This is a genomic window from Tsuneonella troitsensis (genome assembly GCF_001441535.1).
Classification (GTDB): Bacteria; Pseudomonadota; Alphaproteobacteria; order Sphingomonadales; family Sphingomonadaceae; genus Tsuneonella; species Tsuneonella troitsensis.
On sequence record NZ_LMAU01000007.1, the window covers coordinates 126,355 to 149,716 of the forward strand.

General features: G+C 59.7%; 20 protein-coding genes and 2 pseudogenes. 9 read left to right on the top strand and 13 right to left on the bottom strand.

Annotated elements, in window-relative coordinates:
• Nucleotides 1–8: 8 nt before the first annotated feature.
• Together AR323_RS13935 and AR323_RS13940 are read right to left on the bottom strand one after the other, a co-directional pair.
• Nucleotides 9–770 (bottom strand): WecB/TagA/CpsF family glycosyltransferase, encoded by a 762-nt coding sequence (locus tag AR323_RS13935; RefSeq protein ID WP_152980367.1) that lies wholly within the window; start codon nt 768–770, stop codon nt 9–11.
• The gene (locus AR323_RS13940; protein WP_152980368.1) at nt 770–2,353 is read right to left on the bottom strand and encodes a tetratricopeptide repeat protein; all 1,584 of its coding nucleotides are present in this window, start codon (nt 2,351–2,353) and stop codon (nt 770–772) included. Before AR323_RS13940 ends, AR323_RS13935 begins: the two co-directional genes overlap by 1 nt.
• Nucleotides 2,354–2,402: 49 nt before the next feature.
• Between AR323_RS13940 and AR323_RS13945 the strand changes: the two genes are divergently transcribed.
• From AR323_RS13945 to AR323_RS13955, 4 genes are read left to right on the top strand one after another with little or no spacing between them, the layout of a single operon-like run.
• Entirely contained in the window at nt 2,403–3,065 is a 663-nt protein-coding gene (locus AR323_RS13945; RefSeq protein WP_235510649.1) for a polysaccharide biosynthesis/export family protein, read from the top strand.
• 11 nt (nt 3,066–3,076) lie between these two features.
• Nucleotides 3,077–4,318: a hypothetical protein gene (locus AR323_RS14765; RefSeq protein ID WP_152980369.1), complete on the top strand. Its 1,242-nt coding sequence runs from the start codon at nt 3,077–3,079 to the stop codon at nt 4,316–4,318.
• On the top strand, nt 4,315–5,805 hold the full coding sequence (locus AR323_RS13950) for a GumC family protein (protein WP_057884593.1): 1,491 nt from the start codon (nt 4,315–4,317) through the stop codon (nt 5,803–5,805). Before AR323_RS14765 ends, AR323_RS13950 begins: the two co-directional genes overlap by 4 nt.
• On the top strand, nt 5,802–6,599 hold the full coding sequence (locus AR323_RS13955; protein ID WP_152980370.1) for a CpsD/CapB family tyrosine-protein kinase: 798 nt from the start codon (nt 5,802–5,804) through the stop codon (nt 6,597–6,599). Before AR323_RS13950 ends, AR323_RS13955 begins: the two co-directional genes overlap by 4 nt.
• Before the next feature lie 66 nt (nt 6,600–6,665).
• Here the strand turns inward: AR323_RS13955 and AR323_RS14590 are convergent, their stop codons facing one another.
• Nucleotides 6,666–7,673 (bottom strand): cell wall hydrolase, encoded by a 1,008-nt coding sequence (locus AR323_RS14590; protein ID WP_235510651.1) that lies wholly within the window; start codon nt 7,671–7,673, stop codon nt 6,666–6,668.
• Between the two features lie 232 nt (nt 7,674–7,905).
• Here AR323_RS14590 and AR323_RS13965 point away from each other — a divergent pair, with 232 nt between their 5' ends.
• Nucleotides 7,906–9,015, top strand: coding sequence for a glycosyltransferase family 4 protein (locus AR323_RS13965; RefSeq protein ID WP_057884596.1), 1,110 nt, complete (start codon nt 7,906–7,908; stop codon nt 9,013–9,015).
• A complete protein-coding gene (locus AR323_RS13970) occupies nt 9,012–10,190 on the top strand; it encodes a glycosyltransferase family 2 protein (protein WP_057884597.1) in 1,179 nt (392 codons plus the stop codon). The genes AR323_RS13965 and AR323_RS13970 overlap by 4 nt, the downstream gene beginning before the upstream one ends.
• 70 nt (nt 10,191–10,260) lie before the next feature.
• On the opposite strand, the gene AR323_RS13975 is transcribed toward AR323_RS13970, so the two are convergent.
• From AR323_RS13975 to AR323_RS14000, 6 genes are all read right to left on the bottom strand, one after another.
• Nucleotides 10,261–10,947, bottom strand: coding sequence for a glycosyltransferase family 25 protein (locus AR323_RS13975; RefSeq protein WP_206423981.1), 687 nt, complete (start codon nt 10,945–10,947; stop codon nt 10,261–10,263).
• A 62-nt stretch (nt 10,948–11,009) separates the two neighbouring features.
• Nucleotides 11,010–11,684: a hypothetical protein gene (locus tag AR323_RS13980; RefSeq protein WP_152980371.1), complete on the bottom strand. Its 675-nt coding sequence runs from the start codon at nt 11,682–11,684 to the stop codon at nt 11,010–11,012.
• A 307-nt stretch (nt 11,685–11,991) separates the two neighbouring features.
• A complete protein-coding gene (locus AR323_RS13985) occupies nt 11,992–12,939 on the bottom strand; it encodes an EpsD family peptidyl-prolyl cis-trans isomerase (RefSeq protein WP_161808770.1) in 948 nt (315 codons plus the stop codon).
• A gap of 46 nt (nt 12,940–12,985) precedes the next feature.
• A complete protein-coding gene (gene epsI / locus AR323_RS13990) occupies nt 12,986–13,684 on the bottom strand; it encodes an exosortase-associated protein EpsI, V-type (RefSeq protein ID WP_083495465.1) in 699 nt (232 codons plus the stop codon).
• Nucleotides 13,681–14,580 (bottom strand): exosortase V, encoded by a 900-nt coding sequence (gene xrtV / locus AR323_RS13995; protein ID WP_152980372.1) that lies wholly within the window; start codon nt 14,578–14,580, stop codon nt 13,681–13,683. Before xrtV ends, epsI begins: the two co-directional genes overlap by 4 nt.
• 199 nt (nt 14,581–14,779) lie before the next feature.
• On the bottom strand, nt 14,780–15,736 hold the full coding sequence (locus AR323_RS14000) for a UDP-glucuronic acid decarboxylase family protein (RefSeq protein ID WP_057884620.1): 957 nt from the start codon (nt 15,734–15,736) through the stop codon (nt 14,780–14,782).
• Nucleotides 15,737–15,909: 173 nt separating this feature from the next.
• Here AR323_RS14000 and AR323_RS14005 point away from each other — a divergent pair, with 173 nt between their 5' ends.
• The gene (locus AR323_RS14005) at nt 15,910–16,446 is read left to right on the top strand and encodes a hypothetical protein (protein WP_057884602.1); all 537 of its coding nucleotides are present in this window, start codon (nt 15,910–15,912) and stop codon (nt 16,444–16,446) included.
• A gap of 379 nt (nt 16,447–16,825) precedes the next feature.
• Nucleotides 16,826–17,905, top strand: coding sequence for a DUF1996 domain-containing protein (locus AR323_RS14010; RefSeq protein ID WP_161808771.1), 1,080 nt, complete (start codon nt 16,826–16,828; stop codon nt 17,903–17,905).
• 66 nt (nt 17,906–17,971) lie between these two features.
• Here the strand turns inward: AR323_RS14010 and AR323_RS15215 are convergent, their stop codons facing one another.
• Nucleotides 17,972–19,237: a sugar transferase gene (locus AR323_RS15215; RefSeq protein ID WP_235510653.1), complete on the bottom strand. Its 1,266-nt coding sequence runs from the start codon at nt 19,235–19,237 to the stop codon at nt 17,972–17,974.
• Nucleotides 19,238–19,423: 186 nt separating this feature from the next.
• Nucleotides 19,424–19,666, bottom strand: a complete 243-nt coding sequence (locus AR323_RS14020; RefSeq protein ID WP_057884605.1) for an XrtV sorting system accessory protein — start codon at nt 19,664–19,666, stop codon at nt 19,424–19,426.
• A 267-nt stretch (nt 19,667–19,933) separates the two neighbouring features.
• On the opposite strand from AR323_RS14020, the gene AR323_RS14025 reads away from it, so the two are divergent.
• Nucleotides 19,934–20,611 carry a PEPxxWA-CTERM sorting domain-containing protein gene (locus tag AR323_RS14025; RefSeq protein WP_235510655.1) on the top strand — a complete coding sequence of 226 codons (678 nt, stop codon included), beginning with the start codon at nt 19,934–19,936 and terminating at the stop codon, nt 20,609–20,611.
• 239 nt (nt 20,612–20,850) lie between these two features.
• Here the strand turns inward: AR323_RS14025 and AR323_RS14030 are convergent.
• Both AR323_RS14030 and AR323_RS15220 read right to left on the bottom strand, forming a co-directional pair.
• A pseudogene (locus AR323_RS14030) lies at nt 20,851–23,262 on the bottom strand (VirB4 family type IV secretion/conjugal transfer ATPase); the annotation flags it as partial.
• A gap of 16 nt (nt 23,263–23,278) precedes the next feature.
• Nucleotides 23,279–23,362 (bottom strand): annotated as a pseudogene (locus tag AR323_RS15220) (type IV secretion system protein VirB3); the annotation flags it as partial.

Genomic DNA, 23,362 nt, shown 5'->3' on the forward strand with positions numbered 1-23,362 from the left:
GGCTGGCGTTACCGGGTCCCGCGATGCCTCCACCATATCGCAAATATTCTCGGGCCTTCCACAAGGTAGCGCCGCCACAACCGGCCCGGTTCGCTGACAAGACGGAATAGCCATTCCAGTCCTGCGCGTTGCATCCAGGCTGGCGCACGCCGCTTCTGCCCACTCAGGAACTCGACGGATGCACCAATGCACAGTGCCACACCGCGCGCTCGCCCGCGACTGGCAATCGTAAGGGCGACCATCTCGCTCTGCGGCGCGCCGATGGCCAGGAGGACAATGTCGGCTCTGGCCTCCTCGACAAATTTGGCAATCTCAATCTGCGCTCCAGCACTATCGCGCACGCCCATGGGGGGCTCCATGTGATGGACCTCGTGTCGAGGCATTGCGGAAGCGATCCACCCCGCTTCGCGAGGTGTCCCTCCAATTAGGGCGATCGACCCGCATATGCCCCCAAGATCCTCGACCAGCCTTTGAACGACATCGCTACCAGGTACTGCAGGTAGACGAACGCCCGAGAGTCGCGCCAGTCGCTGCAGCACCCGGCTATCGTTGAGGCACAGATCGCAATTGGCCACTGCCTTCCGATAAGCCAAACGCCACGGCTCGTTGCCATCCTTCCAATACATGACGACATGGTCGACGTTCGGAGTGACCACGTAGGAAAACGTATCCCTTGTAGCGGCTTTCGAAATCCACTCGAGCGCTTGCTCAATGCCGCAGTGGGCAAATCGAATACCAAGAAGCTCTCGTGTGTCGCTCATCCAGCGCATCAGCTCCACGTTCGTCCGAACAAGTGGTCCGAACGCCGCACGCCGGGCAATGGATCGAGCGCGTATTGCGATTCTGAGCGCACCAGTCCGCTGTTTGCCGTCTGCGCGCAAGTCCTGTCGTCGATTTTCTGGCAAACGACGCTGTATACCTTCCAGGTAGAGCTTCGAGACGGCGCCACCTTGCTGAGCCGACGTACAGCCGAAAGCGCAGCGTCTTCCCGACCCCGCTTCAAAAGCCAGCCTGCGAATGCCTCGGTTAACATCGGGTCCTGTGGATGCGCATCGATGCCTTCGCGGTAAACACGTTCAGTCGCGGCCGGACGGCCAAGCTTGGTATACGCTGTTGCCAGTTGAACGTATCCATCGCGTCGGTCGCGGCATTGGGTGGCAAGAAGCTGTGACGTCACTATCGCCTGTTTCGGATTGCCCTTGGCAATATGCCATTCGGAAAGGGCCGAGAGGGCATCGCAATTGGTCTTGTCTCTACTGAGAATTTGCAGGGCCAGATCAGGACCCTCAGCCGATCCCCGGGCAACATGCAAACGGGCTATGAAACCCATGAACCTGGCATCAGGTGCTTCTCGAATTAGCGCATCCGCAGCTGATGGATCCTCTAGGAAATAGTACCTGGCGGCCGCCAGGCGGGCCTCGGCGAGTGGGCTGGTTGATAGCCTTTGTAAATCGCCAGGTCGAAGCGGGGTCCGATCATATTCCTCCCAAAGATCAACGAGGCGAGACATCTTGGCGGCATCGCCGCCGAAGCGCTCAATGAAGGTAGCAGAGTTTTGACGCGCCCGATCGACATCGCCGGATTTGTAGAGTGTGTTGATCTGGTCAAGCGCGAGATCAACGCTATCCGGGTTGGCCTGTACGAGCAGCGCAAACTGCTCGAGCATGAGGGGGACATTCGCCGATGCTCTAGCATTTTCCAGTAACGCGGCGGCAATCCACTGATTGTTTCCAAAGGTCTCGATCGCGCCATCGAGTAGGTCGAACGACTCATCAGTACGACCCGTCAAGAATAGTCCGCGCGCCTTGAGCACAATTCCACGCGAGTCACCCGGATGCGCCGCAAGCAACTGCTCGGCAGCGTCGATCGCTTCATCGAACCGTTTTTCATCGATTAGCAGGATGCCCTGGCTGAGCAGCGCCACGGGCTGACCGGGATCAATCGCCAGCGCGCGCTTGATCGCATCACGCGCGACATCGCGTTCATTTACAGACACGCCGGTCTGCGCAACCGCCGATAGAGCTTCAAGATTGCGTGGGTCGAAGGCGAGCACCGTGCGGTACGCATCAAATGCCGCCCGCACATCTCCCATCTGAAATTTGATGCGAGCGTCGAGGAGCAGGATGTCGACCTGATCATCCCTGTATGCAAGCGCGCGAGCGACCGATGTCCGGGCCGCGGCGTAATCGCCGGACTCAAGCTGCGATCGCGCGTTCTCTGCCTCGCGCTGAGCGTTCTCAAGCGAATTCGAGCATCCGCCAAGAATCATGCTCAGCGCGCAGATGAGTGCGAAGAGACTGTCTCTTAATGAGATGGTGGCACACGCTTGGGTTTGGAAGGCGTGCAATCGCATGGTAAGCGCGTTAGGCAACCCGTAACCCAGAGCCAAGACGGTTCTACCTTTGGAAAAGTCATTTATGCTCGGTCGTGTAACACTTCAAACCTTATTCGCCATGTGCTTCGCCTTCGTCGCCCTCGGGTCGCCAGCTCTCGCACAGGGTGTTCCCCAGCCGACGGAGGCTCAGGTGCCCCCCGCAGGTACACCCACCCCATCGGTTTCCTCGTATCGGATCAACCCAGGAGACCAGCTCGAGATCTACGTCTGGGGTGAAGAGCGACTGCAGCGCGAACTTACCGTCCTGCCTGATGGAACTCTTGCATTTCCCCTCGTGGGGCAGCTTCAGGTCGCCGGTCGCCTCCCGCAGGAGGTGGAGCGCATGGTCAGTGCCGGCCTGCGTGATCAGTACCGCGGAGAGGTCCCGTTCGTCACGGTTTCGGTCAAGGCTCCCACGGGCATGCGATATTCGGTCCTCGGCAAGGTGAAATCGCCCGGAACCTTCACGACAATCCAGTACGTCAATGTTCTCGAGGCGTTAAGCCAGGCCGGTGGGGCCGATGACTTCGCCAACCTGGACAACGTCCTTCTCATTCGCGGCACCGGCCCCGCAAGCCGTTCATTCCAGATCCGTTTGGCCAGGCTTTTCAAGGCAGGCGCCAGCGAACAATCAGTCCGCAATGCGGGCATCGTACGGGTTGAGCCCGGCGACGTTATAATCGTTCCTTGAGGGTGCCGATCATGAACCTGTCGTCGAAGACCATCTGGAGACTCTGCGTTGCCTGGGGCGCGCTCACTTGTGCCCCTCTGTCTGCACAATCGACCCAGTCGGGTGTCAGCATCAGCGGTGAGGGTGGGGTAACTTCGAACCCATATCTGGCAGATGATGATTCGACGCTGGTGGGCGTCCTGAGGGTAGACGTTCGACCGTGGCTTCACGTTGAAACGGAACGCAATACCTTTGATTTGTCTGCCTATGTGGCAGGACGGGTCTTCTCATCCAATTACGATTTCGAGGATAGCGAAGGCGCCTCAATCTCCTGGCGCAGCAAGAGGAGCCCCCGCACCTCGCTCTATGGATCGGCAAGTGTCAACTCGAGCAGCGCGCGCTCGGTTTTCCAGAGTTCGAGAGCGATACCCGGCGTAACCGCCCCCGTTAGCTCGGTCGACCCTGGCACTCTTGTGACTGAAATCCTGCCTTCTATTCCTATCGATGATGTTACCCTCCTTGGCCTGACGGGGCGGTCAACCAGCTTGGACGCGGGCCTAGGCATCGACCACCAAGTGGACGAACGTTCATTCATTGGCTCCAACGTGGGGTATCAGCGTCTCTGGGCGGGTGGGAATGCCATCGTTGGGTATGACAGTATTGTGGGTGGTGCGCGCTATGCTCGCCAGTTAACCGCGGTCACGCGCATTGGGACGAGGCTGAGTGCCCGTAGAACTGACTACGACGCAGGAGGCACCGGCACGACCTTCCTGGCTGAGGGAACGCTGGAGCATAGTCTTGCCGAATACTGGACGCTCAATGCGGCAGTTGGGGCATCGACGACAAAAACGAGCGCCACGACGTTCTATGCAGCAACAAGGTCGACTGGCGTTAGTGGATTGGTGGAGTTGTGTCACACCCGCCCCGTGCGCAATTTCTGCCTCACTGCAGAACGCCTGCAATCGCCCGGAGCATTCGGAGTTACACAGATCGTACAGGCGGCCAGCGCAAGTTTCAGTGAGAGGATTTCTTCACGAAGCCGAGTCGACGTCAATGCGCGGTATGCGCACAGTCGACCGGTTACCAATGATCTGGTTGTCCTGCCTTCGGTGCGCATCGCGAGTGTCGAGGCCAATTTGACGCGCACGATTGGTGATCGCCTGGAAGGCTATGCATTCGGTTCACTCGCGCGTTCATACGGGACCGATTTGTCAAACACCCCAAGCTTTTCGACTGGTTTGGGAGTTCGTTTGCGCCTGGGGAAGAACAAGTGAATCCTTACGCAGCCGAGGATCAGGCGGAGACAGATAGCGGGGGATCCGGAGCGTTCCTGTCCCAGATCCCGATGATACTCAGTGAACGCAAGCTCCTTATTATCATTCCTGCCCTCTTCGGGCTCATTGCGGCGGTGGCGGCAGTAATATTGTTGCCCAGTCGATATGAATCTTCGGCGGTTCTGCTTGTGCAAGCTCCAAGCCTTCCGCCTGAAGTCATTGGCATTTCCGGAAATGATGCTGTCGCCCAGCGTATCGAAGCCATCCGACAGAGAATTATCAACCGCCCTGCGCTCATCGGCATGATCGAAAGCAACGGTCTTTACAGGAGCGAGCGCGACAGCACGCCTCTTTCCGAGATCGTCGAAGACATGCGGGAGGATATCACGCTGGTACCCCAGACCATCGACCTGGGTTCGGCTTCGACGGCCGAGAAGACGATCTCGGTGAAACTGGCCTTTGTGTACAAGGAGCCAGCTCTCGCCCAAGCGGTTGCCCAGCAACTGATGGAGCGCGTCGTAGAAGTCGATTCAACGACGAACGCCGAGCAACAAACCGAAACGGTCCAGTTTCTGAGTGACCAGCAACAGGATCTGCAGGCCAAGATCGCTCAGGCGGAGGGTGAACTCGCTGCGTTCAATACGCGATACGGACGGATTATCTCGTCGGGATCGATAGCAACCATTGGCGGAAGCGGCGGGGCCTACGACCTCCAGATTTCCAATCTTCAGCGTGAGATTGCCGACCTGGAAGGTCAGAAGCGACTGCTCCAGAGCGCGGAAACGCGAGATCCCGCCGTTGTCCAGGCCGAGGGCGCACTGGCAGGCGCGCGCGCCACGTATGCGGAGACCCATCCGGATGTTATTCTCGCCAAGCAGCGACTCGAACAGGCGAGACAGTTCGCCAAGCAGAACGTTGCCCGTGTCCCCACCGCCGAGATTGACAGCAGGATACGTCTCGCGAGAAATCAGATCGTAGAACTTCAGGCGGCCGGCCAGCGCGAGGCGGCGCAGGCGGGAGCGATGCTGGCGCAGCGCGCGCAGGCGCCCGCGGTAGAACAGCAGGCCGCACAGCTGCAGCAGCGCGTACAAATGCTTAACAAGCAGGCCGAAGAGGTCTCCGGCCGCTTGCTGTCGGCAAGGGCTGGCGCCCGCGCCGACCAGGAGCAGATGGGCGAGCGGCTCCTGGTGGTTGATCCACCAGTGGTCCCCGACACCCCGATTTCGCCAAACCGACCGTTAATTGTCGCAATCGGTACTGCGGCAGGAATTGTATTGGGCTTCATACTGGTTTTCGGGCTAGAATTTCTCGCCCGCCCCATCAGGGACCCGGCCGCACTTGCAAAGATAACCGGATCTCGTCCACTCGCCACAATACCCGTCTATGCCACCCACCAGCAGGAGCGAGGCAGCTCGTTCCAGCGGGGCATGAAGTCTCTGAATTTCTGGTCGCGGCGCCGGCAGCTTAGTACGACAAGGCCATCATGAACTATTCCGCACCAAATCCGCCAGCGTCGGCAAGACCCGATCCGGTCGTCCTTCCGCATGCGGGCGTGATCGCGCTTTCACAAGACATCAAAGTTCGGGGACGAGTCTTCGGGTTTGACGAGAGTGACGAAAATACGCGGCCCTTCAATCTGCTACGCACTCAAATCTCCCGAAACGTCGATGAAACTGGGCGCCGCATAATTGGAATCACGAGCGCCACACCCGCGGCCGGCAAGACCTATGTCTCGCTTAATCTTGCGGCAGCAATGTCCGGAACCGCCAATCGTCCGGTCGTCCTGTGCGATCTCGACTTGCGCCGGGGATCAGTGCTTGACGCGCTCGATGTCGACGTGCCCAGCGACGTGTCGACCTACCTGCGCGGCGAAAGAGATAACTGGAGAGACGCGCTCTATCGGATCGATGGAACTGAACTCTATGTTCTTCCATGCAAGCCCACAAGACGCGGCAGCAGTGGAATGCTGAGTTCGCCAGCCTTTGCCGAGCTCATCGCGGGATTGCGGCAACTCCCTGACGATGTCCTGATCCTGGTTGACCTTCCGCCTGTTTTCGCGAGCGACGATGCGCTGCTTACCTCCCAACATCTCGATGCCTATATTCTTGTAGTAGAGTACGGGCGAAACACGGCCGAGCAGGTGCAGGAAGCCATACGTCTTCTCGAGCCGACACCTTGCCTGGGTACTATTCTGAACCGCTACAAGGGCGGATATTTTGATGCCTATGGCTACGGCTACGGCGACCCCTACGGGATAAAGAACTACGGATTGGAAGATTAACCCGAGCGTTTTTGGCCAACGCCGTCAGCCCGCGCGCACCTTTCAGCGGGGCGTGTATGCAGTTGGTTAGTCGGTCATAAGCCTGCCAGGTGGAGGCTCAAGAGATCCGGCAACATCGTCAGCTCGCAACCGAGGGTACGCTCTTGCGTCGGGTTGCAGTTCACCCGAGCGAACGATCAGGTTTCCCATTTCCAGATCGCTGCGGATGCGCGCCCTATCCTCGATTACAGAGGAGTCGAGCGTATCCGATTCTGCATCGCCCAATAGCGCGGGCTCGGTAACCTCAACTTGGTCGAATGCCGGCGCCGATAGGGTCTCCCCGTCCACGTCGTATCGCGCCTGGAATGCGCCACGAGAACCGAGCGATCCCCGCATCTGGTAGAATACGTGCGCCCCAACGGGCCTGACCTTGGCGAGTGAAGATGCCCAGTAAGGTACGACGTAGTCGGCGTGGTAGTGGGTTGCCAGGCCAACAGCGGGGAACACCGTACCCGAAAGGGCATCCTGAGCTATCCTGCGCGCTCGCGCGAGACCGGCTGGACTGGGAACTCGTGCCAAGCTGCCATCGCACGTAAATGTGAACTGACAGCCGGTTGATCGCGTGGAGCCTTGATATACGACACCGCACACGGAATTCGGAAAAGCAGGATGCCGCACCCGGTTAAGTACTACCTGGGCGACTGCGCGCTTGCCTTCATCCGACTGATTACCGGCTTCGTAATAGATCGTCTGTGTTAGGCAGGATAGTGCTGCACCATACGAAGGCGCGCTCCGGTCGCTAGCAGCTATATTGAAAGGGCGGGCCGGAAAAGGATTACCGATCTCACTGGGGCGGGCGGCATTCAATGCCTGGGCTTCATCTGGCGCGATTGGCAGCGTCGAGTTATCAAATATGACCGGGTTGGCGTCGATGGCCTGTTGTATTTCCGCCTGCTCCTGCAGCGCCTCTTTCGACTGGCGAGACCGCTCTCCCATGAACAAAGACTGGTTGACCAGGCCAAGGCACGCACCGGCAAAAATCACCGCAATTGCCGCTACCGATATGCGACGGATCATGACCTGGCGGCGTGCCACCGACTCCATCGGGAGATTTAGAGTAGAACTACCCATTTGAGAGTCATTATCCGCCGAACTTGCGCGCACGGCTATCAGAATCACATCAAAGCGAGCCGGGCTGGTAAGATACAGACTAACGTACCGCGGCGATGGTTCCAATTGTCCTCGTCACACGAATGGGATGGAGACCAAATTGGGACAGCGAGAAATGGGCTGGGTAGTTGTCGCGCTTTGAGACTATGAGCGCAAGATGCGCGCATACCCGACCGACAGCAGCCCGTCACGCGCACTGCGCATCCTTTTCGCTCTTCCTGGATTCCATCGGGAGGAGCGCGGCGCGGAAATCGCGCTGCTTTCGGTCGCCGACGAGCTTGCCAAGGGCGGCGATGCGGTGACCGTAATGGGATCGGGCCCCGAAAGGTCGGAAAAGTCGTATGACTACCTGCAGGTCGGGGCTATCAATCGCCGGGCATTCGAACGCTTCCCCATGTTTCCTCCATTTCGGTCCGAGACAGTCTGGGAGGACGCGACCTTCGCTTGGGGCCTGGCGCGCGCATATGAGCCGAATGCCTACGATGTCACCCTTACCTGCAATTACCCCTTTACGCATTGGGTCCTGCGGCGAGGTGGGAGCAGCAGCCCGCGTCACGTGTTCGTAACCCAGAACGGAGACTGGCCCGCAGTAAACAATCAGGCCGAGTTTCGTCTTTTCGACTGTGACGGGCTGATCTGCATCAATCCGGATTACGAGGCCGCCAATCGGAATCAATGGAACACTGCGCTCATCCCGAACGGCATCGACCCAGCGCGATTTGCCGGTGTTAGGCCCGATCGTGCGGGGCTGGGCCTCCCTGCCGAGGTACGAATTGTGCTTATGGTGAGCGCCTTTGCGGAAACGAAGCGTGTCCTCGAGGGCATGCGAGCGGTCGCACCGCTTCCCGACGTCCATCTTGTGGTGGCTGGCGACGGGCCATTGCGAGACGCAACCGATGCCCTGGCAGCGCAGATTTTGCCTGGCCGTTACACGCGGTTGACGCTTCCGGCAGAGCAAATGCCGACCCTTTACCGCTCGTCGGACGCTTTCCTGCACATGTCGCTGCTCGAATCCTTCGGCAATGTGTTCGTCGAGGCAATGGCCAGTGGCCTTCCGATCGTGGGACACGATACTCCGCGCCTCCGATGGATCGTCGGTCAACGCGAGACCTTGTGTAACACCGAGGATATCGCGGCCACGACGGTGGCCATACGTCGCGCGATAGACGAGGGGCGCGGCGCAGCGGACCCCCGCGCGAAGGACTTCGAGTGGTCTGCAATTGCCCGCCAGTATCGCGCATTTCTACTGTCTGTGGTCGCGGGATGAACTGGCTGTCCGCAGGATACTGGTTCCTCGCTTTCGCGCTGGCTTTACCGCTTGCTGTTCTGTCGATTGAGTTGATCGCCGGCTTGATGCCTGCGCGTCGAAAGGAGGTGATCCGGACAGAAGCTCGAATAACTGTCCTGATCCCCGCCCATAACGAAGAAATGGGAATCGCGGCAACGATCGACGCATTGCTGGCGGTCGCCCCCTATGCAACGCGTGTCCTGGTCGTGGCTGATAACTGCGATGACGAGACCGCCTCGAAGGCGAGACTCGCGGGGGCGGAAGTAACAGTGCGCGATGAACCAGCTGTCAGGGGGAAAGGACATGCTCTGGCGTTTGGTCGCGACTACCTCCTCTCGAACGGACCACCCGAAATTGTCGTGGTCCTCGACGCAGACTGCCGCCTTAAGCCTGGTAGCCTCGAGTCTCTGGCTGGCGAGGCGATGTCGCGCATGTCTCCGGTTCAGGCGGTCAATGTCATCGAGCCCGATCTTTCGGCGCGGCCGATGGTCCAGATTTCCAGCTTTGCGGTAATGGTGAAGAATCTGATCCGATCACGCGGCATGCAGCGAATGGGTGGCGCCGCGCTGCTGACCGGCACTGGTATGGCATTTCCCTGGGCGATCTTCGCTTGCGCGCCGCTAGGCAGTAGCTCGATCGTGGAAGATCTGAGACTGGGCCTTGCAATGACTCGGACGGGCCGCGCGCCAGTACTCCTGGCAGACGCCGAAGTTCGCAGCGCAGCGGCCGACATGCGCGACGCCCTGCAGCAGCGAACCCGCTGGGAGCACGGCTTTCTTGACACCGTGCGCCGCGATGCGCTTCCCACTCTGCTTGGCGGAATTTCGCGTGTCTCGTGGGCAGAAGTCCTGTTCGGACTTCACCTGCTTGTCCCGCCCCTCGCGCTATTGATGATGCTCTCAGTAACGACGGCCGCCGTTCTGGCATCCGTCGCCTTGTTCTCCGATCTCGCCGGAGGCCCTGCGCTTTTCCTGGGAGCAATGGTATTATGCGCCACATGCTTGATCATCGTTGCATGGCTTGGCTTCGGGCGCGCTTATCTGAGTGCTGGTGCACTGCTGAGAGCTCCCCTGTATCTAATGTGGAAGCTTCCCATTTATCTTGGTTTTCTCAAGGGGCGAGCGTCGACCTGGACCCGAACCCCTCGGCGCTGACTTCATCGTCGACCGGGATGCCGCGAGGAAAGCTTGAGCACAGGCACGGATGCAGTGAGCTCTACTCAGCTCATCGCCTTCCCTCCTCATCCACCCGGCCGAAATCCGCATTTTGTCTCGACATTGGACGCCCACCACCGCGAAGACGATCTCTCAAGCGGCGCGCGTAGCCTGCCAAATCACGAATGCCAGGAACCTGGTCGAACCAGCTGACCCGACCGATATCTGTGCGGGAAGACCGCTGGACGCTCAGCTTCTCGAAAATTGTGACGAGGTGGGGATGAGCACGGCGAAACCAGACGTACCCTCCGTCGACGCCCGGACGCAGGGAGGGATCATAGTTCGGTTCAGACACCGCGAGAGCATCCGCGATGAAATCCTGCTCAAGATACTTCGCGAAGTAGGTGGCCGCCGCCTGCGCCGCACGGGGAGAAAATCCCATACAATGCGCACCAATAATGTTGCTGTTTGCGGGGTCAGCGGGGTTGCTTGCCTCGTAGCCGCCGTAGAAAATATCCCATCGGTCGGGCATAACCCGATCGGCGGCGCCCGGTAAGAAGTCGCAATCATCCTCCAGGATCAGGACCGAGTGGCCTGCCTCCGCAGCTTGCTGCAGGATTGTCCTGTGGCTCAGGAAAACACCGTGCGCACCTTCGGAGTAAAACAAGCTTCTGGTTGTGCCCCGGATAGCATCAAAGAAGTCCACTCTGGGGTCATCCCCCAGGCCAACCCGCTTCAACTGCTCGACCATTTCCACTCGACGGTCGGTGCGATGCGCAAGATTTATTATCCGGATTATATCGAATGAGTCGAAAACTCTCACCTTCGTATATCCGGAATTCCCAGAGACGACCTGTTCGCCGCGCCTGATGCAAGCTCATCGTCTAGGACCTGGGCGAGTGCGCTTGCCAGAATTCGATCATTCGCATCGGTGAAGTGGCTATCGGGAAGATAATTGGTCGGCAATTTCGGATCCACGTGTTGACTGCTGGATACGAATGGAATCCGGTTTCTTCTAAGCGTGACGATAAGCGCACGCGTGAGCTGGTCACCATATCCAAAACTGTCGACGATGTAGACCACGGGTACGATTCCTTGCGCTCGTGCCTCTCGCGCAAAGTCAGCCACGATTGCATTGGCGACTAGCACTGGCTCACTCGCAGCATCGAAGCCTTCGGACGTCAGAACGTCTGCCCGCCATGCCCGATCGCGCCGCTGAGACCAAGCCCGCCGAACGAGCCTTATAGTCGTAGAGTGATCGAGCCCGGTCGCCTCGACGAGAAATGGATCATAAAACGGGTCGGTTCTGGCAAACTGCGCCAAGGCCTGCCGCCACGCCTCTGGATCTCGCAGGGTGCGAACATAATCGGTGAAGCTTTCATAGGGAGGAGTAATCCGGCTCAATTGTCCTTCGTTCCCGAGGACAAACCTGTCCGCCGTATAGGGCATGGCGAAACTTGTGTTCCAGTCCATGGGCGTTGGTGACAGGATCATTGGCAGCGTCGATGACATTATCGCTAGTACGGCAGCCCTGCTTCGCGTTCGATCCGGATCCCGAAGGAAGGCTCCATACGACCAGTTTGTGCTAGCGCCCGGAGCGCCACGGAACGACAGCACACGGTAAAGTGCGTAGGTTACGGCGAGAAACGCCAGGAAATCGAGGGAGTTGAAAAGCAACTACTTGCGCGCCACTTTGCCGTATCTTCTCAGGTCCTTGCGAAAATCTGATGAAGGACCGAGAGGTCGGATCGACTTCAGTCGAACCACCGCAAGCACCCCAAATCCATTTCCAGAACCGCTACTACGGTTCGGGCGCATTGGCGGACATGGCCGCTTCTGCGGGCGCTCGAGACGGTGAAGCAGCAGGGGCAGGGGCAGGAAGGCTGTTCGCAGATGCCGCCCCTTCCGGCTTGCTGTAACCAGATTGATACTTGATCTCCGCTTCCTGACGGGCAGCGGCTAGAAGCTCCCGTAGGCGCTTTTGCGTTTCGCGACGCGTAAAGCCGGTGCTGGCAATCGGTCGTGCAGCATTGCCGGTTAAGGGCATCGGACGTGTTGCGATTATCTTTGCCACTGTGATCCTGTTCCCCGCGGGGATGATCATGGGCTCGCTCGTTCCAATTTGCCTGAACTGGGCGAACATGTTGGCCGGTAACGTGGCGCTGTCCACCGTCGCATTTCCACGCTGAAACTTTACCCCCGCGCGATTCAGGACTGCGACCACTTCATCCATCGTCTTGGTGGGGCCCAATGAGGCCATGACGTCCTCGCGCTCGGGGTCCTGGAAGACAACCTGATCGAGGGCGAATAATGTCCGATTGCGAAAGGCCTGGGGATTCTCGCTGATCATTCGATCAACGTCCTGAGGAGAAGGATCCTTGACCTCGCGTGCCAGCTTCTCGTTGAGCATCTGGACTAGCAGGGTCTCCTGAAGCTTCTTCGCCCTGAGAATGTATTCAGGCGAAGATTCGATGTCCTGATCACGCGCTACGTCGGCCAGGAGACGTCTCTCGACCACGCGATCGAGCGCGGCGTTTCGACTTCCCTGATCCTCGCCATCGGTTGCGCCAACACCCGCCAGTTCGCCGTTCAACTCCTGGACCGTTACTTCGTCCCCGTTGACCACCGCGACCACCTGCCCTTCAGGCTCGCGGTCACATGCAGCCAAGGTCAGCATGGACGCTGAAAAGAAAAACGGCCCGATGATTGTCCGCCACAGCGGACGAAACCTTTTGTTGATGGTGTCCATTACAACCATTCCTTCTCGTTTAGCGGGAGCCCAGCTCGGAGTACCGCTATCCGCGAGCGAACAGCAGTCGACGCAGCGGGCCCGAAGATTGATCATACAGATTGCTGACAAAATCGGTGAGGATGTGCGCCTCGGCTTCAAGATCAGACGACAGAGTGGAAACGCGAACCAGAACTCCGTCGGGGATGACACCCCTTAGGTTCTCGCGCGCAACTACCCATCGCTGCTCGATCCACCGGCGCGGGAAATTCTCGCCAACACGCGTCCAGTAGAGGACGACCTCGCTACGGGTATCGCTACGCGCCATGAAAATCTGGCTCGGGAGAGCTGGCCCGGGCTCGAGCGGCGTGTCGATTGGCTGCGTTTCGGTGAGGGAAAATCCGCCGGCCGGATAACAAATCTCGGGCCGATGGATTTGCAGCACTCCGTCCTGTCGGTTGTTGTAGGCAATGAGAAGCATGGCAATCTTGCCATCCGGCCTGACATAAGTCCGCGTCACGAGATTATCGTAGAGCCTGTCCGATAGCGCGTCGGGAGGAGGCAACACGAGGCCGCTCTGCGTGTCGAATGCGAAATTCCCGATTTGATCGGGGATCATCGCCTTGAGCTGGTCCGTCTCGATCTTGGGGCGGTTGGGCACGGGTTGCCGCGCTTGCGCAATGCCGGAACAAGCCACCAGCCCAAGCCCCAGCAAGACTTTTCTACGGTCAAGGCGTGGCGAGCCCGGAATGTCCTGAGAAGTCATGATGCCTCGTCAGCCATACGGGGCGGGCGCCCCACACCAAAAAGTTTCGTCAACGCAAGATCAACAGCAAAGATGAGCATCAGGGCGAGGACGAACATGGTAATTCCAGCCATGTCATGGAGAAAACTCTGGGCGGCGGCTTCCCCAGCCCAATATGTCAGCAATATCAGGATTAACACACGCAGGAAATTTGCGGCGATCGCAACCGGGAGCACGAACAGCAGCAGTATGAACTGCTTCCGAGGTTCATTCTGATGCATGATATAGATGTAAAAAAGAGTGAGGGCCGAAAGGGAAACAATCGAATTCAGGCCCGAGCAGGCAGCAGCTACCAGCAGCTGGTATTGGCCGATCTGGATCATCACACCAGTCCCGCCGATGGGGAAACCAAATAGCTGCAATAATCCAATCGAGCCCTGAGTGATGGCAACCTTGATCGGCAGGGTAAGGGTGTAAATGAGCGTTTCCGGAGGAGGAAATGCAAAGAAGAGGTAGACGAGCGGGAAGGCAAGCGCCTTCAGGACCTTCCATCCTACTATGCTGTAGAAAGCCGCGAGCGCCAGAAGGTACATCGCGTAGCCCTCCAGCTCGACTATCTGGATGACGCGCGTGAGGAAGTATAGCGGTACGGTAAGAAGCAACGTGATCACGACCGCGCTTGTCGATGGCGGGCGGACAAGATGCCGCACCTCTGGCCACTTGTGGACCAGCAGCCAAAGCCCAGTCGCAAGAATTATCGGACCATGGGCCCCCTGCTCGCTTGACCAGGTACTCTTCCCAATCACAATCAAGGTAGGAATGACGAGGGCCAGAAGGCCGACGACCAGAGCAATGTCCGCAGCGCCGAACGATCGGCTACTGGAATCTGCGCCGACCTCCGCAGCTGCACCGTGCATCACGGCCTCCTCCCCTTGCGCACCCTGAGCCCTTACAGGAGGAAAAAGGTCTACGCCTCCGCTCACTGAAATGCCATGCGTTTCGCGCGCGCCAGCGACTTTCTATCAGCTCGCCTGCCAGGCTTGGGTTGATGTCCAGAGGAAGCTTCATCGCGATCGGGCGAGAGACGGGTCCCCTGCGACAAGCTGGTGAGCCTGCTCATGGCGCGAGCGTCGAAAAATAGGAGATCGTGCGCCCCAGCCCCTCGTCGAGCGAGATTGCCGGCTCCCACTGAAGCCACGTGCGCGCCAGCGAAATATCGGGTTTACGCTGAAGCGGATCGTCCTGAGGAAGGGGTTCTTCGATCAGTTCGGATTTCGAGCCGGTCATCGCAATGACCTTTTCAGCGAGCTGACGAATGGTGAACTCCTGGGGGTTTCCGAGATTGACCGGGCCGGGCCGATCTTCCTCGCTCTCCATCAACGCAATGAAGCCGTCGATAAGGTCGTCCACGTAGCAAAAGCTCCGCGTCTGGCTACCATCGCCATAAATTGTGATCGGCTCCCCGCGGAGCGCTTGCATAATGAAGTTGGAGACCACCCGGCCGTCAGACGGGTGCATACGGGGCCCGTACGTATTGAAGATCCGAGCCACCTTGATATCGAGGCCGCATTGTCGGTGGTAATCGAAAAACAGCGTTTCCGCGCAGCGCTTTCCCTCGTCGTAGCAACTGCGAATGCCGATCGGGTTGACGTTTCCCCAGTAGCTCTCGGGCTGAGGATGAATTTCCGGATCACCGTAGACCTCGCTGGTGGAGGCCTGAAAAATCCTCACTTTCAATCGCTTGGCGAGCCCCAGGAGATTTATCGCACCATGAACCGACGTCTTTGTCGTCTGAACAGGGTCGTGTTGATAGTGAATTGGGCTGGCCGGACATGCGAGATTCCAGATCTCGTCGACCTCAACGTACAGTGGGAAACAGACGTCATGTCGCATGAATTCGAACCGCGGATGACCCGCCAGATGGTCGAGGTTGCGCTTGTCGCCAGTAAACAGATTGTCGACACAGAGAATCTCGTCGCCGCGCGCCAGCAGCCGATCGATCAGGTGGGATCCCAGGAAGCCCGCGCCGCCGGTCACCAGCGTCCGACGCCTCCCAAATGTCTGGCGAGCCATTGAAACTTCTCCTTGGAGGTCGGTCTGGAACACGAGCACAGTGAACTTGTCAACGAAACCCTCGGGGGTGTTCGGAACGCGTCCCTTCGCGGCACATTGTTGCAGAGAGAGTCGAGCGAGTCATACGCTCTCCGGTTGAGCTTACGTTAACCTCATCATCTTACCATTCTGGAATGAGCTTGAAGCGTTCGGCAGGGCAGTTGCTCGTCGTGGCGGCCGCCACGATTGTGAGCGGCTGCAATCAGGACGTGCGAAGTCGTCCACTGGCCACGATTGACCTTTCCAATTTGGAGACCGTTGCAGCGGCGGGTCGGAAGCTGCCTGAGCGCGAGCGAGGGGCGCTCGTAACCTACGCTCTTTTGCATTGGCCCGGATCGAAGTCGTACTGTGGCAGCCCAATTGACCAGCATCAAAAAGCGCCGAGCACGGTCGGCGAGGCAATCCAGGTTACCTTCGACTTCGAGAAGTCTCTTGAGGCTACACGCCAGGCCGCGCTGATGAAGTCGCCGGTGGAGCTGGCCGCCGCACAGGATCAGATGTTGATCGACCGGTTGGAAGCCCTCACCCTTGATCGACAAAGACTGGCTCTTGGCGCCGGCGACAGTTCACCTGAGCGCCGCAGGGCCGCCGCCATCGATCGTGAAATCGAGGCCGTGAAGCGCCAGCGACAGGAACTGTCGGCTCGGCGGCAGGCCCCGCACCAGCGCTAGTTTCCGGCGCGAAAGCGACCCGGGGAGCCAGTCGACAACAACGCACGTCCGGTCGCAGGTCGCTTCCCTAACCCACTCAATTTGCTAGCGGCCCACGCCGGAGACGGGTCGCAATCAATGAAAATTAACCATGCTTGCCAGCATCCTGTTAGTCAGGACTGGTTAGACCGCCTTCAGCCTTACCGTTGAAGGGAAATTAGGTGTGAAGCCTGTGGCGTCCTGCATTGCGTCGATCGTCGCTATTCTGGCCCTTCCCGGGTGCGGGGGAGGGGACGCCAGCAGCATTGCGCCGAGTATCTCTTCGGCGGGTCTAGCCGGCACGCCAGCACCAACGCCGACCCCGACGCCTACCCCTACCCCTACTCCGACCCCATCGAGTGTGGGGTCTGGCTATGTTGCCGCGCAATCCGAAGCCGGTGCTCCGGACTTTCTCGTTTCCTTTGATGTCTCCAATGGTTTGCAACTCGCGTGGGGTACCGGGGCAATTCCGGATCTCTATACGCCGGACCGGAGCGAAGGAGCCTTCCGATTTACCTGCGGCGGCGCAGGCAAGCTTCGTTTCGATGACCCGGTGCTATACCCTGGTCAGCCAGGCAAGAGTCACCTGCACCAGCCTTGGGGCAATGCCGCTTTCGATGCTTACACCACTCCGGCACGACTGGCCGCGAGCGCCGAAACGGACTGCAACTCGACGCCCTTCAGCCTTAACCGGTCCCTCTACTGGATGCCCGCCCTCGTCTATCTCGACAACTCAATGGCAATCCAGCCCGACCTCGTGTCGGTCTACTACAAGCGTAGTTCCAAGGGATCTCCCGAGTGCGATCCGGCTAATTCGCGCTTTGTCGGAAAGTGCGTGGGACTGCCGAACCAGATCAGGTTCATTTTCGGATGGGACCCGGCCAGACCGACCGCGAAAATCCGTGGGGCAAGCTGGTATTGTACCGGCGGAACCGGCCAGCATTTTTCGAATATTCAGGACGTCTTCGCGAGTGGTTGTAAGGTCGGAGATACGCTGATTGCCAACACGATGGCGCCGGATTGCTGGGATGGCAAACATCTCGACACACCCGACCACCGCAGTCACTTGGCCTATTCGGGCTGGTACACTCAGGACGGTTTGCGACATTGCCCCGCGGGATTTCCTTTCCTGATCCCTCAGGAAGAGAACAAGGCCATGTGGACAGTGACCGCAGATATGATCGGCGCCGACGGAAAGAGCCGTATTGGCTTGTCGAGTGATCATATGTTGCCGGGCGCCAGGCCTGGCGAGACACTTCACGCCGACTACATTGAGACCTGGGACGCGCGCGCCAAGGCCATATGGATCGACAACTGCATCGACAAGGGCCTCTCCTGTTCAGGTGGTGATCTCGGGAATGGCCGGCAATTGATCGGAGCCGCACAGCCCAGTTATGGATGGATCAATCCATCGGCCCGAGTTCCCATCCCGGGCACATGACATGTAAAGGGCGAAACAGATCACGGTCCGGGGCACACCCGCGACCTGCTATGAAATTGGCCGAAGTCAGAATGCGTTCTCGTGAACGACGACCCGGATCGTCCTGAGGATGATTGCGAAATCGAGGCCAAGCGACCAGTGCGAAAGGTATTCAAGGTCTGACCTGACACGCTGGCGCAGAGCCTCCGGTGACTGGGTCGACCCGCGAAGTCCGCGCACTTGTGCCAAGCCTGTAATACCTGGCTTGAGAGCATGTCTAATCCAGTAGTTGCGGTCGGCCTCCCAGAAGAGGTCTGTACCGGCAAGCGAGCCCAAAGCGTGGGGCCTGGGCCCAACGATGCTCATGTGACCCAAGACTACATTCAGCAGCTGTGGCAGCTCATCGACACTCGTCCGTCGTAGATATCTGCCGATCCGCGTGATGCGCGGATCCTCTCGAGCAGTCGAGATGTTGCCGTCCTCGTCCGAGCCGGCAACTGACATGGTCCGAAACTTGAAAATTCTGAACTGGCGGCTGCCGCGGCCAACGCGCATCTGACGAAAGAATATCGGCCCACCGTCCTCAAGCCTTATCAAGGCCGCGACAATCAGGAGGCCGGGTAGCAGGACTATCAAGGCGCCCAAGGCCACCAGCAGATCAAAAGCGCGCTTTTGTATACGATTGGACAGGCTCAACGGACCCTGTGACAGAACGAGCGTATCTTCATCCGCGTAGCTTCCGATCCCTACTGCTCCATGCAAAAGGTCCCGGTCGAGAAGAATCTCGCCACCCACGTCCTGGCCCTTCAGGAACATTGCCCACATAGCCCTGCGTTCAAAGCTGCACGCCACGATAACGCGGTCGTAGGGGGCGATAATCCGCGAAAGGGTATCAATCTCCTTTGGCTGACTCCACTCTGCTGACAGCTCATCCGCATCAAGGTCGACACAATCCACTCCCGGGAGTGGGTGCACCGGTAGCCCGTCACGAATGAGGATCGTTGCTGTCGCCCGCCCGCCCATCCATGCTTTGAAAAGCAGGTTTTCGAGCAGTTTTCCCATGACAATAAAGAATGCTGCGCTGAGAAAGGTCACAAGGTAACCCACCCGCGAGAGCGAATCTTCCTTCAGGAAAAACGTCAGCGCCAGCACGAGCAGTGCGGTGATCAGCAAGGCGGTAAGCGCCCGTTGCATTCCGAGCGAACGACTTTCCAGGGACTCGACCGACTGGGTCTCCTGGGCAATTTCGCACATGAGGAAGACCGGAAGCGCAATCGTAAGGATGGGAAGACCGCCCGCACCCAGCCATACCTCCTCGCGAAGCTGAAGCGCGAGTTGATATCCCAGGATCAATGCGGCACAATCGAGAATGAGCGACGCAGCGTAGAGTACAACCCGCTTCTTCTGAGCTGAGAGACGAGGCACCCGAAAGTCGCCTGTTATGACTGGTGACACAGGGCCGAGCTCAGGCCTTGCGCCATGCGCCGACCTTTCTCGATCTCCCTCCACCACAGTATCCCTCACGTCACGGTTCCTTCGCTAGGGGCGCCCGATGCGCAGCTTCAGAACCGCAAACAGATAGACGACTACTCCGCCCATGATCATCGCCGCGACCAGATCCTGGCCTGCGTTTCCGACCTGATTGGCTACCGCGCACGCCAGTGCCGGTGGTGCGTAGTGCCAGAGCTTGTCCCGTGGCTCATCCTCTGACGAGCGCTGGAGCAACAGCGTCACGAGCCCGGCAAATGCGAAGATCGTCACCCAGTCCCATACGGTTTCCATAATCTTCCCGATCTCACAATTGGGCCCTGCGTTTGATAACGCGTTAGGCGGCTTCACGCCAAGCAGCTAGTCCACCACCTGACCTCGCGAGTCCCAATCTGAAACAAAACAGCAATAACTTTCGTAACTTCCGGACTCTTTGGGGCTAGCAGCTTGGTAAATTAAACGTTAACTAACCCTCCTATCAGTCATGTTCGATTCGCGAACGGAGCGGGAGGCTTCGTGGTCGGGCGTTTGTCCAAACTGCTTCGTATGAGGAAATTGACGATGATGAATGCAGCCAAGAGAATTGCCAAGACCGCCCTGTTTGCCGGGAGTCTGCTCGCGATGAGCAGCGCGGCCAATGCTGCCGCCGGCCTGACCTTTGAAGGTGGCACCGGGGGCCTCGCTCCGGGTGAAACCGACTACGCGAACTTCGACACGACCTTCGGCGATGTGGTGACAACCGGAACGGCCGGGATCTACACCGGAACGCAGCCGTTCGTTGCGGCAGAACCTGCTTACGGCGACCAGGGCGATGCCTACTTCGCTGTTCTGGCGGGCGGTACGGCGACGTTCTCGTTCATCAATTCGCTGTCGCAGTTTGCGTTCGATCTCGGCTCGGCCGACGATTACAACTTCCTCACGGTGTTCTTCGCCGGCGGCGTTACTCAGACTTTCAGCGGCTCCCAGCTAAATCCTCCGGGACCGGCTACGGGCAACCAGGATATCGCGCAGACCAACGGTCGCGTGACCGTCTTCGCCAATGATCTCGGTGGCATTATCGGGTTCGAGTTCGCATCGCAGCAGAACTCCTTCGAGTTTGACAATATCGGGACCGTCTCCGCGGTGCCTGAGCCGGCCACCTGGGCGCTGCTTCTGCTGGGATTTGGCGCGATCGGCTACGGCATGCGTCGCCGCAAGGCTCTCGGAACCGCGCCGCGGATGAAAATCCGCTACGCCTGAGTTAGCTTCGAGTTCAGTTCATGAAGCGGCCCGGCAAGTCCGGGCCGCTTTTTTGTGCGAGTTTGCCCTGCCAGTCAGCACCTTTGGTATCTTCTATATCAAAGTCATTTTCACGGTCAGGGTAGCGGGTCGGGTGCGATTGGCTCTCGCACTCTGGAGCTTTCACACTGTGTCGTGGGCGAGTCGTGCTCAGGTGTGAGCGAATGGCGTAGGCTCGGCCAGCTTTCTTCATGGCCGTATGCAGGCACGGGCAGGCCGTCTTCGTCAACAGTCGTCCCGCCCGGCCAGGCATGGCCGGTGAGCGCCGGGAACCAGTCGGCCGGATTATCGCCGACGGCCTCGCGCAACAGGTCCAGACGGCGGACGGTGCCCTCGCGGCCCGACAGCACCGCAAGCACTTCGGGCGCGTTGGAAAGGTCGAGCCTTACCACGACGCTCGCATCGGGCTGGCGGATGAGGAACGCGCGGCTGTGGGCCGGCAGCGAGCGGATCAGGGCAAGCTCGTGGCTGGTCAGTCCGAAACCGTCGCAATAGTCCTCCGCCCGTGCGCGGGCGTTGGGCATGAAGATCATCGTCGCCGTCTGCTCGACCAGCGCGGTGGCGATGCGGCTATCCAGCGCATCGCGCGCCGACTGGGTGGCAAAGCCGACCAGCGCGTTGCGCTTACGCAAGGTCTTGAGCCAGTCGCGAATGCGGGCCGCGAACACCTCGTCGTCGAGCGCCTTCCACCCCTCGTCGATCAGGATCATCGTCGGCTTGCCGTCGAGCCGTTCCTCGATCCGGTGGAACAGGTACATCATCGTCGGCGTGCGCAAGCGCGGATTCTCGAGCAGCGCGGTCATGTCGAATCCGAGCACGCGCGCACCCAGATCGAGCCTGTCCTCGGCGTTGTCGAACAGCCACGAATGCTCGCCGCCCGCGATCCAGGCGGAGAGCCGGTCGGCCAGGTCACCCGGTTGCGGCCGCTTGGCGCCCGACAGCAGTTCGCGGAAATGCTTCAACCTGCGCAATCCGGCATCGTTGGCATAAGCGGCATCGACCGCTCCGGCGATCGTCGCCAGTTCCTCTGGTCCATCGGCCTTCAGCAGCACCGCCAGCCAGTCGCGCAGGAAGGCGCGGTTGCCGGGCGTGTCGGGAAGAGCGAGCGGATTGAATCCGGTGGGTTCGCCGCTGGCGATCCGGTCGTAGCGCCCGCCGATGCCCCGAATGAAGAGTTCTGCACCGCGATCCTTGTCGAAAAGGATCGTCCTAGGGCTGAATTTCTGCGCCTGCGCGGCGACGAAATTCATCACTACCGTCTTGCCGGAGCCCGAGGGACCAATGACCGTGAAGTTGCCGAGGTCGCCGTTGTGGAAGTTGAAGAAGAACGGGGTCTGGCTGGTCGTCTGCAGCAGCGTGACCGCATCGCCCCAGTGGTTCCCCTCGGCCTGGCCGAGCGCCATGCCGTGCAAGGACCCGAAGCTCGCCATGTTGGCGCTCGAGATCATCGCGCGGCGGGCGATATAGCCCTCGTTTCCGGGAAACTGGCCCCAGAACGCCGGCTCGAGGTTGGTATCCTCCCGAACCACGATGGCGCCCGTATCGGCCAGCGCCGCGGCGCAGGCGGCGGTCGCCTCGTCCAGAAGCGGCAAGGTCCGTTCGCGCACGAGGACCGTGAGGTGGTGGTCGCCGAAACCGACAGCTCCATTGCCCAGCGCGTCGCGGGCGGCGAGCATGTCGTGCCGCTCGGCCATCGCCTCCTCGTCGGCGCTCTTCAAGCGGCGGATCGCCAGGTCCATCCGCTCGCGCGCCGTCGTGCGTTCGGACGGAGCATAGCTTTCGGACACAACCATCTCAAACGGCTGGCGCAGCAGCGCGTCGAGCAGGCCAGGGCTGGTCGCCTCGGGGTAGTCCTTGAGGCTGAGGATCGCGGCAAAGTCCGGTTCGCCGCTGCCGCGCAGCTCCATCGCGTCGAGGCCGAAGCTCGCCCGGCGATAGGGCAGCATCTGGCCGATGTCGGTCTCGTCGGCCGGACGGCGCACCGGGCGCATCTCGCCGTTGTAGAGCGCGCTCAGCAGTTCGAGAATCTCGTTGTTGAGGGCGCCGCTCGGGCCCTCGTAATCGTCGAGCATCGTCGCGCCATAAGCCTGCAGCGAGGCGACGAGCCCGGTGGCCGCCGCCCTTAAGGCGCGCACGTCCTTGGGATCGGCGTCGACTTCCCGCTGCCCCTTCCTGCTCCACATCTTCGCCGCCTTTTCGGCGAGGCCCGCCTTGCCGCGCGCCGGTCGCCGAACGAGCGTGACGAACTGATCGTTGACGAACAGCGAACCACTGCCCAGCCGCTCTTTCCAGCGGCGGTCGATGTGCGCGCTGAGGGGATCGGGAAACTCCGCGTCGAGCTCGATCTGCACCCGGCGGCGAATGACGTGGTGATACAGCACGAACCGCGCATCGAGCGTCGAGCGCAGCATCACCTCACGCGTCGCGGCATGGTGGTTGAGCGCGTCCGAATCCTCGGTCTCGAACAGCAGTCCGGGGACCTGCAGAGCGGTCATCACGCTACCGTCGCGCAAAAGCACGGTATTGCCGTCGATGAGGCGGGCGTAGGGCAGGCGGTCGCCAGCGCGGGCTTCCTTCGCGCTCCAGGCGGCGGCGCCGATCCATTTCTTCATTCGCCGAATCCTTCCATCAGGCGGCGTAACTGTTGCAGCCCCAGCGCTTCCAGTTGGGTACACGGGGACACTTGCTGACCTTGGTGAGCCAAAGGTCGAA

Excerpts from the sequence above, each read along its gene's own strand:
- AR323_RS14000 (WP_057884620.1), bottom strand. The coding sequence starts at position 15,736 with ATGGCTCGCCAGACATTTGGGAGGCGTCGGACGCTGGTGACCGGCGGC.
- AR323_RS13965 (WP_057884596.1), top strand. The coding sequence starts at position 7,906 with ATGCGCGCATACCCGACCGACAGCAGCCCGTCACGCGCACTGCGCATC.
- AR323_RS14005 (WP_057884602.1), top strand. The coding sequence starts at position 15,910 with ATGAGCTTGAAGCGTTCGGCAGGGCAGTTGCTCGTCGTGGCGGCCGCC.
- xrtV (WP_152980372.1), bottom strand. The coding sequence starts at position 14,580 with ATGCACGGTGCAGCTGCGGAGGTCGGCGCAGATTCCAGTAGCCGATCG.
- epsI (WP_083495465.1), bottom strand. The coding sequence starts at position 13,684 with ATGACTTCTCAGGACATTCCGGGCTCGCCACGCCTTGACCGTAGAAAA.
- AR323_RS13980 (WP_152980371.1), bottom strand. The coding sequence starts at position 11,684 with ATGATCCTGTCACCAACGCCCATGGACTGGAACACAAGTTTCGCCATG.
- AR323_RS13940 (WP_152980368.1), bottom strand. The coding sequence starts at position 2,353 with ATGCGATTGCACGCCTTCCAAACCCAAGCGTGTGCCACCATCTCATTA.
- AR323_RS13985 (WP_161808770.1), bottom strand. The coding sequence starts at position 12,939 with ATGGACACCATCAACAAAAGGTTTCGTCCGCTGTGGCGGACAATCATC.
- AR323_RS13970 (WP_057884597.1), top strand. The coding sequence starts at position 9,012 with ATGAACTGGCTGTCCGCAGGATACTGGTTCCTCGCTTTCGCGCTGGCT.
- AR323_RS14765 (WP_152980369.1), top strand. The coding sequence starts at position 3,077 with ATGAACCTGTCGTCGAAGACCATCTGGAGACTCTGCGTTGCCTGGGGC.
- AR323_RS14020 (WP_057884605.1), bottom strand. The coding sequence starts at position 19,666 with ATGGAAACCGTATGGGACTGGGTGACGATCTTCGCATTTGCCGGGCTC.
- AR323_RS14025 (WP_235510655.1), top strand. The coding sequence starts at position 19,934 with ATGATGAATGCAGCCAAGAGAATTGCCAAGACCGCCCTGTTTGCCGGG.
- AR323_RS13935 (WP_152980367.1), bottom strand. The coding sequence starts at position 770 with ATGCGCTGGATGAGCGACACACGAGAGCTTCTTGGTATTCGATTTGCC.
- AR323_RS13955 (WP_152980370.1), top strand. The coding sequence starts at position 5,802 with ATGAACTATTCCGCACCAAATCCGCCAGCGTCGGCAAGACCCGATCCG.